We start from the raw sequence: 15,982 nt of genomic DNA, 5'->3' as shown, positions 1-15,982 counted from the left end.
CGAAATAATGCGCGCGTCACTCCGGATATCCTGGACATGGCCTTATGCTCCGGCGCCGCCGATCTGCACCGTAAAACGGCGCGCCAATTCGGTCGGGCGGCACCGAGCAGGAACTGTCGGTCCATCATTTGTCCGAGCTCGTCATTCGAGCAGATGCGCGAACGCCGCAACGAGCGCCTTGCAATCGCTTTCGTCGGCCCAGGGTTCGTCGGTGGCCAGCACGAAGCGGGCGAGGAGATAGCCGAGGTTCGTCGAGAAGAAGAGTCCGGCAAGCGTGGTCGCCGAAATCTTGCCAGAAAGATGTCCGGCCTCGATCATGGCGGCGAATTGCGCGGCCATCGGCTCGAAGACCGCCGCCCTCCAGCGTTGCTTGAACAGCGAGCGGAAATGGGCATCGCGGAAAAGCTCGCGAAACAAGATGAGATAATTTTCCGGCCGCGCCTTTCCCTGCTCGAGGCGGTTGGACAGGAATGAGATGTGCCACTCGGCGAAGGATGCGCGGGTGAGGGGCTCCGGCTCGAGCACGCGGGGAAATACCGAACGGTCGAGCAAGCCGATCACGGCATGGTCGATTACCGCGCGGACGAGGCCTTCCTTGCTGCCGAAATGTTTGAACAAGGTCCGCTCCGAGGCGCCGGCGCGCGCTGCGACCTCGCGCGTGGTCATCGCATCGACGCCTGCCTCCGACAGGATCGCGACAGCCGCGGCTACCATCGCCTGGCGCCGCTCCGGCGAGGGCGGCCGGCCGGGCTTCGCCCGTATCGCTGCCGTGGTGCCTGCGGGGGCAGGATCGGACACCGTATTCGCTCCTTGCTGCCGGATATATATCTCGTGCCGGCCTGATCGATGCCAGCCCTATCGGCGTCAAGCTTGCATCGAGAGCCCGATCTTTCCGGTCACAACTCCGGCCTCGCACGCCCGGTGCGCGGCCGCCACCTGCTCGAGCGGATAGCTGCGGCCGATATGAGGAACGAGGCGCCCGTCAGCCATCCAGTCGGCAATGCGCTGCAGCGCCCGCCGGTCGCAAAGCTCCCCCATCAAGCCCCCGACGAAGCGGTAACGTCCGCTCCATCGTCGCACGGAAAGGCGGGCGAGCAGCTTTAGGGCGGCGAGCGTGCCGAGATCCTCGCCCGCTCGGGCCGGATGCAACGCGGGCACTGCGACGGCGACGAAGAGGCCGTCGGGACGGAGCAGGCGAGGGGCCAGCGATGTCCAATAGGCGTCCCGTCCGACAAGATCGACGATGAGATCGAAGCTTCCCGGCCAATCGCGCGCGTATGTCAGGATATCGATAGGATCCGCCAGCCGATCGTGCGCGATCGCGACATGCGCTCCGCAAGCGCGAAGAAAGCCGGAATTGCGGGCGCCGGCTATGCCGACGACGAGCGCAGCGTTCAGGCAGTGGCGCGCGATCTGGACGGCGAGGTGGCCGACGCCACCCGACGCGCCGACGATCAGCACCCGTCTGCCGGCAAGCGATCTCCTGCCAAGTGCCTTGAACGCGGTGAGCCCTGCCCAGGGCACCACGCCCGCCGAACTTGCGCTGATCCCGAGCGGCCGGTGAACGACGACCGCTCGCGCCGGATCGACGAGGGCGAAGTCGGCATAGGTGCCACCATAAGGACGGATACCCATCACCGCGTCGCCATTCCGCCAGCCGCGGCAATTCTCGCCGAGCGCGGCCACCGTTCCGGCGAAATCAATGCCCAGGACGCGCTGGCGTCCGATCCGCCATCGCCACAGCCAGCGCGGCGCGCCCATGCCCTCGCGCATCTTCCACTCGATGGGGTTCACGCTGCTCGCTACGATACGAACCAGCATCTGGCTGCTGCCGGGCGAGAGATATTCGCCCGGCATCGGCGCGCATGCCAGCTGCTCGGGGCCCCCGAAACCCTTCAAAACGATCATCCGCGGATCAGAATGCAATGGCGTCGTCCCAGTGCTGGCCGCGAACTTCATGTCGCAAGACCGTGGGATATCTAACGCACAAGCTGGCATATGTAAAGCATCCGCTTTACATATGCCAGCAGGCCGCGTAGTGGCGTGCCGCGCCAACTGGACAGGAAGCTGCTACATGATCTTTCACCTTTCGCTGCCGGCCCGGCGGCCTCAGCATGCCGCGTGCGTCGTTGCGGATCTCTGGGGCGGCCAGGCGCTGCCATTCCCTCCGGTGATGAATGCCTGGATCGCGATGGCGGACGATGAACGTCGAAGCGCGATCGAATTCTATCCGGACGGGATGGCGCTGTTTCCGGCCTTCGGCGCCCGGGACGCGGAAGGCCGTCGCATCGCCGCCGTCCCGTCTGGCCACCATGCCGGACATGCTGCGATCGCCACTCCGCTCGAGGAAAAGGCCGTGCATGACATCGCCCGGCGGGAGGGCTGGACCGCCAAGACTTTGAACCGCGGCGGTCTCTTCCGGGTGGTCGAATTCTGGGTGGAGGACCGGACATTGCTGGAGGTGCTCACTGCGGAAATGCAATCCGAATATCTCGCGACCATGACCTCCGCCCATTGGGCGGCGTTTCTAGACGACCATGGCGGTGCGGCCTGACCGGATTTTGTCGAGCGTGTCGCTGGCCCTGGTCCGCCGGGCCTCGCCGGAGCGGATCCCGAATAGCGCTTTCGACGCCGTCCCTCAGGTGCCGACTGCAAGGAAGTTTCGCACAATGGCAAAGTCCATGCCTCCGCTTATTCCCCGTGCAAACGGCGAGGGCATCCTGTCTTCGCTGAAGATGACCCGTGCCTATCTTCGCGATCCGCCTGGCGTGATGCAGCGCCTCTACGAGCGCCACGGACCCGTCGTTGAGATCGGCCTGTTCGGGATGCGGGCAATCGTGCTGCTCGGTCCAGACGCGAACGAGCTCGTGCTCCTGAACCGCGACGGCGCCTTCTCCTCCGAACTCGGCTGGGACCCGGTCATCGGGAGTACGTTCCCGCGGGGTCTGATCTCGATTGACGATGGCCACCATCGCGACCATCGCAGATTGATCGGGGCGGCGTTCAAGGCTGAGCCGATGCAAGCCTATCTCGACGGCATGCGCGCGGGTATCGGGCGAGACCTGGAGAACTGGCCGCTCGCGCTCGCTTTTTATCCCGAGATCAAGCGGCTCACCCTCGACCTCGCGGCGCAGTGCCTGCTCGGGCTACCGCTCGGTACGCGAGCCACGCAAGTCGGACGCGACTTCATAACGATGCTCGGAGCGTCGACGGCCCTGATCCGGCGTCCGATCATCGGGGGCGGGCTTTGGCGCGGAATGCGGGCGCGTCGGCGATTGCATCGGACGCTGCTCGCGGAAATCCCGCAGCGTCGGCGATCGCCGGGTCCGGATATCTTTAGCGCCATCTGCATAGCGGTCGACGAGCATGGCGCCCATCTCGGCGAAGAGGCGATCGTTGACCATATGAGCCTGCTGCTCATGGCGGCGCACGACACGACGTCCTCCGCGCTGACCTCCGTCGCATTTCTGCTTGGTCGGCATCCCGAGTGGCAGGAGCGTGTCCGCGCCGAATTGCGCGTCTGGACCCGCGACAATCGCGGGCGTGTCACTCTTGCGAGTCTTCGCCAGCTCGAGCTTTGCGAAATGGTGATCAGCGAAGCCTTGCGACTCATGCCCCCCGTTCCGTCATTGCCGCGAGGCCTGACCCGGGACGTCGAGTTCGCCGGCCACAGGCTGCCAAAAGGCGCATCGGTTGGCATCCACATTCTCCATACCCATCGAATGGAAGAACTTTGGCCGGACCCGGAACGCTTCGATCCCATGCGTTTCACGGCGGAAGAGGTTCGACGCCGACACAGATATGCCTGGCTTCCGTTCGGCGGCGGGGCGCACATGTGTCTGGGCCTGCATTTCGCCACCGTACAGATGAAACTGTTCCTCGCCGAACTCCTTGGCCACCGTCGCATCGTCCTGCGCGAGAACTATTCACCCGAGATGCTGTGGCTGCCCATTGCGCATCCCAAGGATGGGCTGAACCTACTGCTGGAAAAGATCTGATGCTTGCAACCAACTCGCGCGAATGAGGATGTCGTGCCCGTTTCCCGGCTTGCCGCTGGCAGAGAGCAGGACGGCTTCCTCGTCTCCAGGCGAAGGCCCACAGCGCTACCACTCGCCGGTCACCTCCATAGCGCTGGCACTGGACGGACCATAAGGAGGGCAAGAATTCCGTCCCGCGCGATCCGGTATGGCGCGCTCGATGGCTACGGCGCGCCCGCATGCGGATGCTTCGCAGCAAACGCGTTGGCCAGCGCTCACAAGAGCCGGAGGTCTCGCATTGTCGCGTTCGCGAACGCCGGGGGGAGATCAAGCCTGTAAACGCCGGTGCCGATCGCGAAGGCCCGGCGGCGTCCGCCCTCTCCGACAAACCGGATCTTGTTGACGGCCTGGCCCATCTCGACCGGAGACCAGGTCGTGCCGCCGTCGCGTGTCTCGAGGCCGCCGATATTGCCGCCGACCCAGCCGAGCGTTTCGGACGCGAAGCCGACGCCGAAGCTGCGCCAGCGTGCGTTGCGTACGAGGGGCATCTCTTTCCAGGAACGCCCGCCGTCCGTCGTTTTCGCTACGAAGCGTTGAACATTTGCCGGGTCGCTGTCGTAGCTCTGGATCGTGCCGAAGCCGACACTTGTGGACGGGAAGTGAAGCTTCCAGACGGTCTCAACGTCGCGAGTGCTCCGAAACACCTCGCGCCAGCTTGCGCCGCCATCGTCGGTGCGGAGGATCAGCCCGCGGGCCCTGGCAAGGTCGCCATCGCTGCTTCCAGCCAGAAAGCCGATCGACGGGGAGATGAATTTCACGTCGAAGATCGCCGCGGTAAGCGCACCGAGATTGGTCGACGACCAGCTCCTTCCACGGTCTAGCGATCTGAGATAATGGGCCGGACCGCCGACCCGACCCGCGGCATGGATCGTCAGCCGCTCAGCGCGCTCCCCGCGATCGATAAAGGGCGCGCGCACGATCTCGATCGCGCAAATGCCTTGCGGCCTCTCACCGTCGATCGACGCTGCGGTCCAGCTGACGCCGCCGTCTTCGGTCCAATATAGAGGAACAGGGTCGCTGACGCCGGGGAATGAGCCGATCCCGACATTGCCGAACACGCCTTCATTCTCGTTCCAGAAGCCCAGTGCGCGAACGAATGTGCCCGGCTTTTCGCAGACCCTCGCCCAGCTGTCGCCGCCATCGTCGGTGCGGTAGATCAGTCCCTTGCCATTTCCATACCATCCCCGCCTGTCCGAGGCGAACGCGATGTCGTCCTGCTTCCCGTCATAGGGCTCTGCCGCAAGCTTTTCCCACAGGAGCGGTGCGCGCTCCTGCGATGCCGTGACACAGGACGGCAGCAATCCCAGAGCCGCTCCCCCGATCAGGCTCTGGCGGCGCGTGAAGCCGATCTCGTTCATGCCGGTCCTTTGGAGGTGGCTCCAGCGGTTGGCTGCGCCTTCGCATCGAGCGCAGCCTTTTCAAGCATGGCGTCGAGCGACGCCCGATCGAAAGTCCTGCCGGCTGCGATCACGATTTCGGGTCTCGCCAGCGTCGCGAGATCGCGCGAGGGATCTCTCCTGAGCAGGATGAGGTCGGCACGCGCGCCCTTCGTGACCGTGCCGAATTCGGGCTTCCACCCGAGGCCTGACCCGCCGTTTGGAAGCCCGCGCATATAATCGCGCGGAACGACGGTCGCGCTCCGTAGCGCGTCGATCGGCGCCAGACCCGCGGCACCCAGCGACTGGATCTCTTGGATCAGGCCCGGCCCCCAGATGTGGAAGGACTGCGCCGTGTCGGAGCCCGCCATCAATGGAACGCCGGTGCGGTGTAGGGCGGCAGTGATCCGCTGGCGAAGCGCACGAAAGCGCTCGCCGTCGGAGGAGGTGAAACCCGCCTTCTGCATTTGACCGCGCTGTTCGGACCATTGCTGTAGGGCCGCGTCCGGCACGTAGCGCATGTCGGGGTGGCTCAGCAGCACCGAGACAGGACGCTCAAGCTCGGTGATGCGTTCGAACAGCGCCAGTGTCGGAACATGATGGCCTTTCGCTTGCGCGGCGATTTCTGCGATCCGGAGGTCGCTGGCGGCGGCGGCAGCCTGGATTATGGAGGACGGCGGGATCTGCCCGAATTCGACCGATCGGAGCGGCGAGCCTTCGGGAAGTAGCGCCAGCACGAAGCCGTCGAGATGCTCGATTTGCTGGCCCGCCGCCAGCGCGCGCGCAAGCCCTACCGGATTGGTCACATGCCCCGCCGTCGGCAGACCCAGTTTCCGCGCCTCTTCCTGCACCGCCTCCCAGATGCCGGGATCGACAATATGGTGCGCCTTGATGAGGTCGTAGCCGTCCGCCTTCGCCTGACGCACCTTTTCCCGGGCCGCATCGGCATCATCGGCATTCTGTAAATGGATCCCCGGTGCGGCGACATAGAAGCGCGGACCCGTGAGCCGACCGCGTTCGATCGCGTCGCGGACCTGCAGATTGGCTGGAGAGCCAGCCATGCCGCGCGCGGTTGTAATGCCATGCGCGAGCATGACCGCGAGTGCCCGTTGCGCTGCATCACCATCGACACCGGCTACGGGGGCGAGGTGAACGTGCATATCGACGAGACCGGGCATGAGGGTCATGCCATGCGCGTCCAGCCGCTTCGCTCCGGCAGGAATGCGCACGGACCGTCGCGGTCCGACTTCTATGATCCTGTCGCCCGCGACGATGACGGTCTGATCGAGCAGTCGTTCGCGATCCGTCATCGGGAGGACGTCCGCGCCGACGACAGCGGTGATATCGGCAATCGGCTCAGCCGCCGCCGGCGCCGCGACAATCAACGACACCCACAGCAGTCGCAGCAATGCGAACATGTGACCTCCCGAAAGATTTATACCTAGCTTAGCTGTTGCGCTGCCGGCGATGTTGACGATGCCTGCGCTATTGGGAGTGCTTGGAACGGACCGGAAAAGCGGGAGGGCTCCGCATCCTCGGCTCGCTGCGCTGTCCGGTCTGCGATGACCGGTTCTAGTCCGCAAACTCAGATAGGGTGGGGCCGTCCCGAAATGGCTGTCTTCAGAAGGTGCGGCACCATGTAAAGGCTGATGAGCCAGAAGGGTGCGACCAGGATCGTGACCACCAGCATGTAGACGAGATTCGACGGAGCGAGCGCGGCGACGGCGGCCGACAACGGCGTGAGCAGATCCTGTAGCTCGAAAGCAATGGCCAGGTTGTTCGCAACGGCCATGGTACGGACCATGAGCAGGCTGATCGCTATCGCGATCCAGTGGAAGACCGCACGCGGCTGATTGGCTGGCTTGAAGGGGTTGAGGTAGGTCAGCCAGCTGAGCGCAGCCTTCCACGGCGCGGCGAGATAGGATGGATCGGCACGTTCCGCGCGCGCCATTGCCCAGCCGAACATCCCGACAGTGACCATTCCAAGCAATGCATTCAGGCCCACGAACCGCTCGACGTCGATGCGTCCGGAAACCGCGAGTGCGGGATTGAATTCGGTCGCTCCCGCCAGCCAGTGGCCCAACAGGCTGGACGTAAGGTCTGCCAAGGCAAGTAGCGCAAAAAGCGAAGCGTAGATCACGATGTATAGACGAACGTGCATCACTATCTCCTGCCGCATTTCTTCCACGGCAGGATTGGTGGTGCTATCGAAATTTATGAGCCCGGCGCAAAATAGCAGGAGACGTCAAGAGGCGAGAACGGCCGTGAGACGCTCTTGCCCCCACCTACGCGATATACCCCATGAACTCGTGAAATGAGCGCATGCTGGCGCGTATTGGACATTCTACCGGCCGAGTCCGTTCTGGCGGGATACGCTGGTCACGATGCCTGGTGGATCGTCGGCTTATCCTCGGTGGAAGATCAAACATCCGTTACCGGTCGGGCTAATTTACATTGGTCGCGGTCTTATGCGGGGTCCGGCATGACTTCAGACGCATGACGGCGCTGAACTTCGCGAATTTGCTGGCGGTGAGTTTCATCATCGAGTGACAGCGCGGCCCCTTCAGGGCGGGGGAGGACGCCGGCCGGACACCTATCGGGACGTGACCACAATTAGATAGGTCTTCGGCTGAGGTTGGAGCACGCGGGCCATCCGAACCGACCCGCGCGCTCCGCCGGTGCTTCCGAGCAGTGGAGCGCCGACAGTATGAGTTCAGCGTAAGTTGCTCGATAGATCAATATTGGAATTTGCCTGTGCCGCTAAGAGCCATCCGGGCTCCGCCACGGTGTGGAGACTTGCGCCGTACCTCTCCTGGCAATGCTGGGCTGAATTCGTTCCGGCTTCGCATTTCTCGGCGGGGGGCGAGCTGCCACCTATCGGCGGGCGATGCGTTGTCCGGGGTGAAGGAAATGCCGTCACTTCGGCATTGGCAAGTGGAGAGTGAAATGTCCGACAGTAATCGTAGCGATCATCGCGACATGCATCGTCGCGAGGATCGCCAATCGGAAACCGACCGTCCCAATGAGTATGAGCCCAATGATTCCCGTAATGTGACGGGAATGGCACACACCAAGGATGGCCGTTGGAGCGGCGACGCCCAGGGACCGCATGGCGGTGAATATGAGCCGGAGGATTCTCGCAATGTAACCGGCGTGGCGCAGACGCGCGGCGATCGCTGGGCCCGGAAGAACGATAAGGAGGGCGACGACAACTCGGCCGGCAGTCCGGAGGGCACTGGCTAGCAGACGCGGTACCGATCGTTTGTCCAGGGTAGCACGCGGGAAAGCTTCCGCGGCGCGGCGACGCCGGCACTATGCCCCGACGGAAGAATTCCTGCATTTGACGGTGGCTGCGGCCGGCCGCTGCTTGCTTCGCGATTCCACTATCCTTTCCCTCTTGCGGGTCCTTGCAGCGAAAGCCCTTGCCTACGGCTACTGCAGTGTCTGTCCTTCGCGACCGCCGCCGGTCGCGCGCAAGTCTCCCCCCTTCACCTTAATCGCGTCGGCAAAATGCACGGTGAAGAGATATTTTCGGTTCTCATCGTCCACTTCGATGAAAGCGGACAGGTCGAGCGTGCCGGTTCTCAGGTCGCTCGCCATGATGCTTCGCGCTTCGCTGATGGCGGTCTGGCGCGCCACCGCGGCGTCGGTGAGCTCACTACCCTCGTCGTCCTTCAGGAAATCGCCGCTGTCGCAAAGGTGGAGGTAGAAACGAGGCATGCTGGATAAAGCCGGGTCTGCACGCGGGGTTTCGTGTCCGTGATGCAGGTTATGTCGAATTTGCGGGAATGCGCGTCGCTTCGCCGTGGCGCAACGTACGCACGTCACTGCGCCCGCCACGCCTCCATGGCTCGTTCAAAAGTCGTTCGCGCTCGATCGATTGCGCGCTCAAGTTTTGCTTTTTCTCGTTCCTGTCGTGCCTCGAGCGCACGTATCTCGCGATCGATCTCGGCTCGCTTTCTTCGGAGCCTGGAAAGGTCCGCCTGGTGCGATGTCCCGGCAACGGCCAGCGCCGCTTCGGCTCTGTCGAGCGCTGCGCGGCTGGGGCGAGGCTTTGGCTTGGCTGGCTTGGGCGACGCCTCTGTTTTGCTGTTGGCCTTCTTTGTTCGTGGCGAGCGCTCGGGCGATCGACTCGCCTCGGGAAGGGCCGCGACATGCTCTGCCAAAGTGCCGCGGACGCGCCGTATCACCTTCCCGGGATTGGCGAGCGGTTCCGCCATGAGTGCTGGATCGTCCACCCGATCCGCGATGCCGGCTGTGAAAAGATTGCTGTCCGCGCCCCACGCCTCGAGCGCGGCCTTTTGGCTTGGCGCGGCGACGAAGGCGTCATGAAAGCCGATAGGCGTGCGGAAGACCTTCAACTTCTTGGGAGGCGGCATGCGATCTTGCTCGATGATGCTGGTCGTCTGCCCCGATCATGGCCTGTTTGCCGGCTCACGTTAAGTCCGGGCAAACTTGCTGGCCACGCCGTCTTCGCGCACGCTGCGCACGGCGTGGCCAGGCCACGTAATCCTGCACTTAAGTCGAAGGAATATCCTCTTCGGTGAAAGCGTTCATGACTGCGCCCGAGGGGATCACTGCCGACCGGCCCGTGACGACCCATGAAGCCAGCAAAGCGGCCGCTGTATTGCCGCGGCCTTCCTGCCGATGCTTGCCCTTGAGCAGATAGGCTTTGCCGCCAACGGTCACTTCCTCGAACTCGATCTCGAATTTTGCCGACTTGCCGACGATGCCTTTGCCGGTGCGCCAGATGATCTTGCCTTTCACCGGCGCACCACGCGGTATGATGACCTTGCCGTTTTGGGCAACGTCAGTAGCGATCTGGAGCATGTGCTGATCGCCCTCCTTCATGTCGATTGACGTGATCTCGTTGACTGCGGCAACCTGGACGATCGTGTCCTTCGGCAGCATGATCGCGCCGCAGCTTCCCGGCTGGCTGCAATCGCTCGCCGTCGGAACGGCTGGCACCGTGTTCGCATCGACTATGGCAGGCGGTGCCGGTGCCGGCGCTGCGCTGCTCGTGAGATTGTCCTGGGCGTGCGCAGCGCGCGCCATCGAGGCCGCAAGCGCGACCGCCCCCATAATAGGCATCTATATTCTCCCCGTTTCGCCTGATTCGGCGAACAAGAAAGCTAGCGGCAAGTCGTTTGTAGAAAAGAGGAAATTCGCGTCTTGTCATGCTAGCGAGTATTTTCCTGCTCGACTGTCGAGAGCCGGAGGTGATGTTCGTTGATCCTCCTCGCCGTGACTTTCGGGCGCAGTCGTCCGCCGTCGCTGCGGTTTATGGCCAAAGAGACGCCTTGCTCGCAATCCAGTCAATTGAGCTACATTTCATCCCCAACTACGGCGTCGATCGCTGCGGCTTCGATGACGACGAGCGACAGTCCGCTGTCTCGCCAGCGGGTCGGGTCTCCAGCAGGCGTCCGCCCGTCCGGAGCTGTCTTACGATGCCATTATAGGCGGCATGCAGACCTTGGCTGCGGCCGATGTCGTGGCCGGAGCCGGCCGCGTCCCAGAAAGCGCAGAGCCACTCGTCCGGGCATCGGCCGCGCAACACCCATAAGGCGAGGGCAACGCCGCGTGTCTGCGTGCGGTCCTTTGCGGCGGTGGCTTCGCGAAGTACGTTGAGCGCACGCTCGGTGGTGCCGGCGTCGCGCGTTGCTGCCCTAATGGAAGTCATGGCTGCGGATCGGCACGATCGCGTCCGGCATGCCTGTCCGATAAGGCGCGGAGGCGAGAGTGCGGCCATTCGGGAAGGCGGGGTCGCGCGGATCCGGACCGCCCCCGTGCGCGGCGCCGTCGCCGCGCCCCTGGGTCAGCGCGAAATCCATGTTGCCGATCGAGCGCAGCATCGCGTCATGATCGACGATACGGTCGCAGATGATGTGTACGACCTCGCCTTCCTTCTGAAGACGGCCCCGCATCGCGATCATCGAGGCGGACATGATCTGCCGGCGGTAGGTCTCGAACGTGTCGGGCCACAAAATGCCCTGCGCAACGCCGGTCTCGTCCTCGATCGTCACGAACAGTACGCCCTTTGCCGAGCCGGGGCGCTGCCGAACGAGAATGACGCCGGCGACTTCGACATTGCGGCCGTCTCGGATCGATCGCAGATCGGCGCACCGGACGATGTTGCGCCGCTCGAGCGCGGCACGCAGGAACTGGAGCGGATGACCGCGCAGCGAGAGCTGCAGCGCGCGGTAATCCTCGACCACCTCCCGACCTTCGCTCATCGGACGAAGCACCACGTCCGGCTCGCGGCCCTCGGGTGAAAATGCCCGTTCGCGCTCGTCCGCCGCTGCGAAAAGAGGAAGCGGCGCTTCGCCTAGGCCCTGCGCCTTCCACAGACCCTGGCGCCGGCTTTCGGCGAGACAATGGAAAGCGTCCGCTTCGGCGAGCCGCTCGATCGCCGCGCGGGGAACGCCGGCGCGGCGCCAGACATCTTCAACGCTGTCATAGGGCGTGCCTGCCCGGGCACCGACAATCGCGGCGCCGTGACGGTTGGCGAGGCCGCGGGCCTGGCGGAAACCGAGCCGGACCGCCATGCGGCGGCCACCGGCCGGTTCGAGCGTGCAGTCCCAGTGACTATCGTTGATCGACACCGGGCGCACTTCGACGCCATGGTCGCGCGCGTCGCGGACGATCTGGGCGGGTGCGTAGAAGCCCATCGGCTGCGCGTTGAGCAACGCCGCACAGAAGACGTCGGGATGATGGAACTTCATCCAGCAGGACGCGTAAGCGATCTTTGCGAAGGAGGCCGCGTGGCTCTCCGGAAAGCCATAGGAGCCGAAGCCTTCGATCTGCTTGAAGGTGCGCTCGGCGAAGTCCTGCGGGTAGCCGCGGGCGACCATGCCGCCGACGAGCTTGTCGTAGAAATGGCTGACCCCGCCGGTCAGCTTGAAGGTCGCCATCGCCCGGCGCAGCTGGTCGGCCTCGACCGGGGTGAAGCCGGCACCGACGATGGCGACCTTCATCGCCTGCTCCTGGAACAGCGGCACGCCGAGCGTCTTCTCGAGAACGGCGCGAAGCTCGGGCTTGGGATATTCCGGCGTCTCGCGCCCCTCGCGGCGCCTCAGATAAGGGTGGACCATGTCGCCCTGGATCGGCCCGGGCCGGACGATCGCGACCTCGATGACCAGATCGTAGAATTCCCGGGGCTTCATGCGGGGCAGCATCGACATCTGCGCTCGGCTCTCGATCTGGAATGTGCCGAGCGTGTCGGCCTTCTGGATCATGCCATAGACCTCCGGATCGTCGTCCTGGAGATCGGCCATGGTCACGCGGATGCCCTTCTTGTCCTCGAGCAGATTGAAGGCTCGATTCATGCAGCCCAGCATGCCCAGGCCCAGCACATCGACTTTCATGAATTTGAGCGCGTCGATGTCGTCCTTGTCCCATTCGATGATCTGGCGGTCCTCCATCCGCGCCGGCTCGATCGGCACGAGATCGTCGAGCCTTTCCTGGGTCAGCACGAACCCTCCCGGATGCTGCGAGAGATGACGCGGCGTCCCGATCAATTGCCGGGCAAGGTCGAGGGTCAGGCGGAGCCGGTGATCCTGGGCATTGAGGTTGAGACTTTCGACCTGCTCGGCAGGTATGCCGTCCATCGACCAGCCCCAGACAAGACCGGTCAGCATCTTGGTGAGGTCGCGTGGCAGGCCCAGTGCCTTCCCCACCTCGGCGACAGCGCCGCGCGTCCGGTAGCGCGTCACAACCGCAGTCAGCGCCGAGCGGTCGCGCCCGTAGGTCTCGTAGATCCACTGGATGATTTCCTCGCGCCGCTCGTGTTCGAAGTCGACGTCGATGTCAGGCGGCTCGCGGCGCTCGCCGGAAACGAAACGCTCGAACAAGAGCTCATGCTGGATGGGATCGATCGACGTGACGCCGAGCAGGAAGCAGACGCAGCTGTTCGCCGCCGAACCGCGGCCCTGGCACAGAATACCGCGTCGCCGGCTCTCCGCGACAATGGCGTTAACGGTTAGGAAATAGGGAGCGTAACCCAACGCACCGATGAGCTTGAGCTCATGATCGATCTGGTTCCGGTAGCGGCGGGGCACGCCATTCGGGAAACGGCTGCGGGCGGCCTCCTCGGTAAGTGATGCCAGCGCCTGTTGCGCGGTCCGGCCGGCCATCACTTCCTCATAGGGATATTGGTAGCGGATCTCGCCCAGATCGAACCGGCATGCCTCCGCGATGTCGGCGCTCGCCTGGATGGCATCGGGGAAATCAGCGAAGCGGCGCTCCATCTCGGCCGGCGCCTTCAAATCGCGATCGAGATGACGCTCGCGCCGGAAGCCAAGCTGGTCGATCGAGCATTTCTCGCGGATCGCGCTTACCAGGTCCTGGAGCGGCCGGCGGTCATGACTGTGATAGAGGACGTCGCCGGTTGCGACGCTGCGGACGCCCGCCGCGCGCGCCTCGGCGTCGAGCCGGTGGAGACGCTCGGCATCGTCCGGGCGCCGCCTGAACGAGAGCGCGCAATATCCCCTGTCACCGAACGCATCGGCCAGGTCGCGCAGGCGGGCCGCATGGCATTCGCCAGGCATGTCGGCAATCAGGATCGCGATCATATTCGCGCAATGCTGCAAGACGTCCCGCCACTCGAGGATGCAGCAGCCCTTGCCGCCGCGCGCTTTCCCGATCGACAGGAGCCGGGTGAGTTGCGACCAGCCGGCGCGGGCCTGGGGATAGAGAAGCAGCGCGCGACCATCGGCAAGATCGACGCGGCTGCCGGCAATCATCCGGACGCCCGTCGTCTTCTGGCCATCCCAGCCGCGGACGACGCCGGCGACGGTGTTCCGGTCGGCGAGCCCGAGCGCAGTCGCGCCCTGCAGCGCTGCGGCCGCGAACAGTTCCTCTGGAGACGACGCACCGCGCAGGAAGGAGAAGTGGCTGGTAACCTGCAGTTCGACATAGGTCGGCATCAGCCGAACAGCCCGTGCAGATACCAGCTGAGATCGCCGCTGGCCGCAGTGACGCCATCGCCGCGCCGGAACAACCAGAAGCGAGCGCCCTGTTCCGACTCCACGCGGAAATAATCGCGCACCGCCCACATCTCGCGATCATTGCGCCACCATTCGCCATGAACCCGCTCCGGACCATCCCCCGCGATCACGCGGAAGCTCCGCGCCCGCCAGGTGAAACGACGGGGTGGATGATCGGGCATCAAGGCAACGACGTTGAAGAGCGGCTCGGGTCGTCGCAGCATTCGCACAGGCCGCTTCCACTGCGGCCAGCCGTGCGGGGCGACGAGCGGAGGCGTGCATTGCACAGCGCGCTCGGGCACGTCGCTTTCGACCGACGTGACCCGGAAGAGCGACTCCGGTCCGGCACGCGTGGCTAACCGGTCGACCAGGGGTGCAAGATCCGCGCGCCTCGAGCCGCCAGCGATCAGCGTGCCAGCCGCTTCGGCGGCAAGCGGTTCATCGCGGATCACGGTGAGCGTTACAGCCTCGATGCCGAGGCCAGGGTCGAGCTCCGGCAGCTTCAAGGTGAACATGCGGACAAGGTGCCGGGCGTCGCGGGTTGGCCGCGACGCTCCGATGGCAAGATGCAGGCGTTCGCCATCGACCCGGTTGGCTGCAAGGACGACGAGCCGTACGCCGCGGCCGCGTTCGCGCATCAATGCAACGAGATCGGCGGCCAGATCCTCCACGACTTTGGCAATTGATTCCGCAGTCCCGATGGGCTCGACGAGGCGCCGGCGGACCTGCGGTGTGTCCGGCGGGACGAGGGGTGTGATCGGCTCGGCGACATCGCCGCGCGCCTGGTCGAGCCGCTCGATGGCGGCCAGCCCAAGCCGCCGTGCAAGCGGGCCGCGCGGCATGGCGTAGAGGTCGCCGATACGATCGATCCCGAAACGCGCGGCTGCGTCCAAAGCATCGGGCGTGAGCCGAAGGGCTGCGAGCGGCAGATCGAAGATCGCGCGGCCTTCCGCGCCCGGCGCGATCCGAATGACGTCGGCCTCGCCATGTCGGGCAAGCGCGTGAGCGGCCCCCGGCGTCCCGGCAATGGCGATGCGCGCGGTGAAGCCGAGGCGCGCCAGGAAGGCGATTACCCTTCTGCAAAAGCGCGCCTCGCCGCCGAAGAGATGCGTCGTGCCGGCAAGGTCGAGCCAAAGGCCATCCATGCCCGATACGCTGGCAATCGGTGTCCAATGCTGCGCGGCGTGAAGCGCGAGACGATCGAGCAGCTTCTTGTCAGCTTCGGGCGCGGCCTCCCGGACGTCGAGCCCGCTCACCAATGCACGGGCGTGCGCGGCGGCCATTCCCGGCGCGATGCCGAGCGCGAGCGCCGCCGGGCAGGCCGCTGTGATGATGTCGCGCTGGCCCGACCGCCGAACGATGATAGTCGGACGGCCGCAGCCGGCCGCTGTGACCGGGATCGGAAAGCGGCCGCCGCCCTTGCTGGACGGACTCGTCCGGAACGGATGTCCGGCATGCTCGCTGCGCCGCCCCATTTCCCGCATCGTCGGGCGCCGGTGCGCTGGCAGGGCATCCATATGCGGCTGCTGCGGGGCGTGACGCCCAGGGTCCTGCGCCCAGCGCGCGCCGGGTCGCCAGCCTCCGC

Annotated in this window: 13 protein-coding genes; 3 read left to right on the top strand and 10 right to left on the bottom strand. The window is 64.8% G+C overall.

Annotated features, from left to right (window positions below; translation table 11 throughout):
* Positions 1–141: 141 nt before the first annotated feature.
* Together B9N75_RS00660 and B9N75_RS14395 are read right to left on the bottom strand one after the other, a co-directional pair.
* A complete protein-coding gene (locus B9N75_RS00660; RefSeq protein ID WP_157123623.1) occupies positions 142–798 on the bottom strand; it encodes a TetR/AcrR family transcriptional regulator in 657 nt (218 codons plus the stop codon).
* Between the two features lie 66 nt (positions 799–864).
* Complete coding sequence (locus tag B9N75_RS14395; protein ID WP_157123622.1) at positions 865–2,055, bottom strand: NAD(P)-dependent alcohol dehydrogenase; 1,191 nt, start codon at positions 2,053–2,055, stop codon at positions 865–867.
* Positions 2,056–2,074: 19 nt separating this feature from the next.
* Here B9N75_RS14395 and B9N75_RS00650 point away from each other — a divergent pair, with 19 nt between their 5' ends.
* Both B9N75_RS00650 and B9N75_RS00645 read left to right on the top strand, forming a co-directional pair.
* A complete protein-coding gene (locus B9N75_RS00650; protein ID WP_085217055.1) occupies positions 2,075–2,554 on the top strand; it encodes a hypothetical protein in 480 nt (159 codons plus the stop codon).
* On the top strand, positions 2,538–3,998 hold the full coding sequence (locus tag B9N75_RS00645) for a cytochrome P450 (protein WP_085217054.1): 1,461 nt from the start codon (positions 2,538–2,540) through the stop codon (positions 3,996–3,998). Before B9N75_RS00650 ends, B9N75_RS00645 begins: the two co-directional genes overlap by 17 nt.
* Positions 3,999–4,252: 254 nt before the next feature.
* Here the strand turns inward: B9N75_RS00645 and B9N75_RS00640 are convergent, their stop codons facing one another.
* The 3 genes from B9N75_RS00640 to B9N75_RS00630 form a co-directional block, all read right to left on the bottom strand.
* Complete coding sequence (locus B9N75_RS00640; protein WP_085217053.1) at positions 4,253–5,395, bottom strand: WD40/YVTN/BNR-like repeat-containing protein; 1,143 nt, start codon at positions 5,393–5,395, stop codon at positions 4,253–4,255.
* A complete protein-coding gene (locus B9N75_RS00635; RefSeq protein ID WP_085217052.1) occupies positions 5,392–6,831 on the bottom strand; it encodes an amidohydrolase family protein in 1,440 nt (479 codons plus the stop codon). The genes B9N75_RS00640 and B9N75_RS00635 overlap by 4 nt, the downstream gene beginning before the upstream one ends.
* A 167-nt stretch (positions 6,832–6,998) precedes the next feature.
* The gene (locus B9N75_RS00630) at positions 6,999–7,574 is read right to left on the bottom strand and encodes a hypothetical protein (RefSeq protein ID WP_157123620.1); all 576 of its coding nucleotides are present in this window, start codon (positions 7,572–7,574) and stop codon (positions 6,999–7,001) included.
* A 785-nt stretch (positions 7,575–8,359) separates the two neighbouring features.
* On the opposite strand from B9N75_RS00630, the gene B9N75_RS13835 reads away from it, so the two are divergent.
* The gene (locus B9N75_RS13835; RefSeq protein WP_157123619.1) at positions 8,360–8,656 is read left to right on the top strand and encodes a hypothetical protein; all 297 of its coding nucleotides are present in this window, start codon (positions 8,360–8,362) and stop codon (positions 8,654–8,656) included.
* A gap of 189 nt (positions 8,657–8,845) precedes the next feature.
* Here B9N75_RS13835 and B9N75_RS00620 read toward each other — a convergent pair whose 3' ends face one another.
* From B9N75_RS00620 to B9N75_RS00600, 5 genes are all read right to left on the bottom strand, one after another.
* Complete coding sequence (locus tag B9N75_RS00620; protein WP_085217049.1) at positions 8,846–9,133, bottom strand: DUF6894 family protein; 288 nt, start codon at positions 9,131–9,133, stop codon at positions 8,846–8,848.
* 104 nt (positions 9,134–9,237) lie between these two features.
* Positions 9,238–9,792 (bottom strand): hypothetical protein, encoded by a 555-nt coding sequence (locus B9N75_RS00615; RefSeq protein WP_085217048.1) that lies wholly within the window; start codon positions 9,790–9,792, stop codon positions 9,238–9,240.
* 139 nt (positions 9,793–9,931) lie between these two features.
* Entirely contained in the window at positions 9,932–10,495 is a 564-nt protein-coding gene (locus tag B9N75_RS00610) for a hypothetical protein (RefSeq protein ID WP_085217047.1), read from the bottom strand.
* 584 nt (positions 10,496–11,079) lie between these two features.
* Positions 11,080–14,337 (bottom strand): error-prone DNA polymerase, encoded by a 3,258-nt coding sequence (locus B9N75_RS00605; RefSeq protein ID WP_085217046.1) that lies wholly within the window; start codon positions 14,335–14,337, stop codon positions 11,080–11,082.
* Positions 14,337–15,872: a DNA polymerase Y family protein gene (locus B9N75_RS00600; protein WP_244552379.1), complete on the bottom strand. Its 1,536-nt coding sequence runs from the start codon at positions 15,870–15,872 to the stop codon at positions 14,337–14,339. Before B9N75_RS00600 ends, B9N75_RS00605 begins: the two co-directional genes overlap by 1 nt.
* Positions 15,873–15,982 lie beyond the last annotated feature (110 nt).

Origin of the sequence: Allosphingosinicella indica (genome assembly GCF_900177405.1) — a bacterium.
GTDB classification, from domain to species: domain Bacteria; phylum Pseudomonadota; class Alphaproteobacteria; order Sphingomonadales; family Sphingomonadaceae; genus Allosphingosinicella; species Allosphingosinicella indica.
The sequence above is the reverse complement of the archived record's forward strand: the minus strand, read 5'-3'. Positions and strand labels throughout refer to the sequence as shown.

Excerpts from the sequence above, each read along its gene's own strand:
- B9N75_RS00650 (WP_085217055.1), top strand. The coding sequence starts at position 2,075 with ATGATCTTTCACCTTTCGCTGCCGGCCCGGCGGCCTCAGCATGCCGCG.
- B9N75_RS00645 (WP_085217054.1), top strand. The coding sequence starts at position 2,538 with ATGGCGGTGCGGCCTGACCGGATTTTGTCGAGCGTGTCGCTGGCCCTG.
- B9N75_RS00640 (WP_085217053.1), bottom strand. The coding sequence starts at position 5,395 with ATGAACGAGATCGGCTTCACGCGCCGCCAGAGCCTGATCGGGGGAGCG.
- B9N75_RS00635 (WP_085217052.1), bottom strand. The coding sequence starts at position 6,831 with ATGTTCGCATTGCTGCGACTGCTGTGGGTGTCGTTGATTGTCGCGGCG.
- B9N75_RS00630 (WP_157123620.1), bottom strand. The coding sequence starts at position 7,574 with ATGCACGTTCGTCTATACATCGTGATCTACGCTTCGCTTTTTGCGCTA.
- B9N75_RS13835 (WP_157123619.1), top strand. The coding sequence starts at position 8,360 with ATGTCCGACAGTAATCGTAGCGATCATCGCGACATGCATCGTCGCGAG.
- B9N75_RS00620 (WP_085217049.1), bottom strand. The coding sequence starts at position 9,133 with ATGCCTCGTTTCTACCTCCACCTTTGCGACAGCGGCGATTTCCTGAAG.
- B9N75_RS00615 (WP_085217048.1), bottom strand. The coding sequence starts at position 9,792 with ATGCCGCCTCCCAAGAAGTTGAAGGTCTTCCGCACGCCTATCGGCTTT.
- B9N75_RS00610 (WP_085217047.1), bottom strand. The coding sequence starts at position 10,495 with ATGGGGGCGGTCGCGCTTGCGGCCTCGATGGCGCGCGCTGCGCACGCC.
- B9N75_RS00605 (WP_085217046.1), bottom strand. The coding sequence starts at position 14,337 with ATGCCGACCTATGTCGAACTGCAGGTTACCAGCCACTTCTCCTTCCTG.
- B9N75_RS00600 (WP_244552379.1), bottom strand. The coding sequence starts at position 15,872 with ATGGGGCGGCGCAGCGAGCATGCCGGACATCCGTTCCGGACGAGTCCG.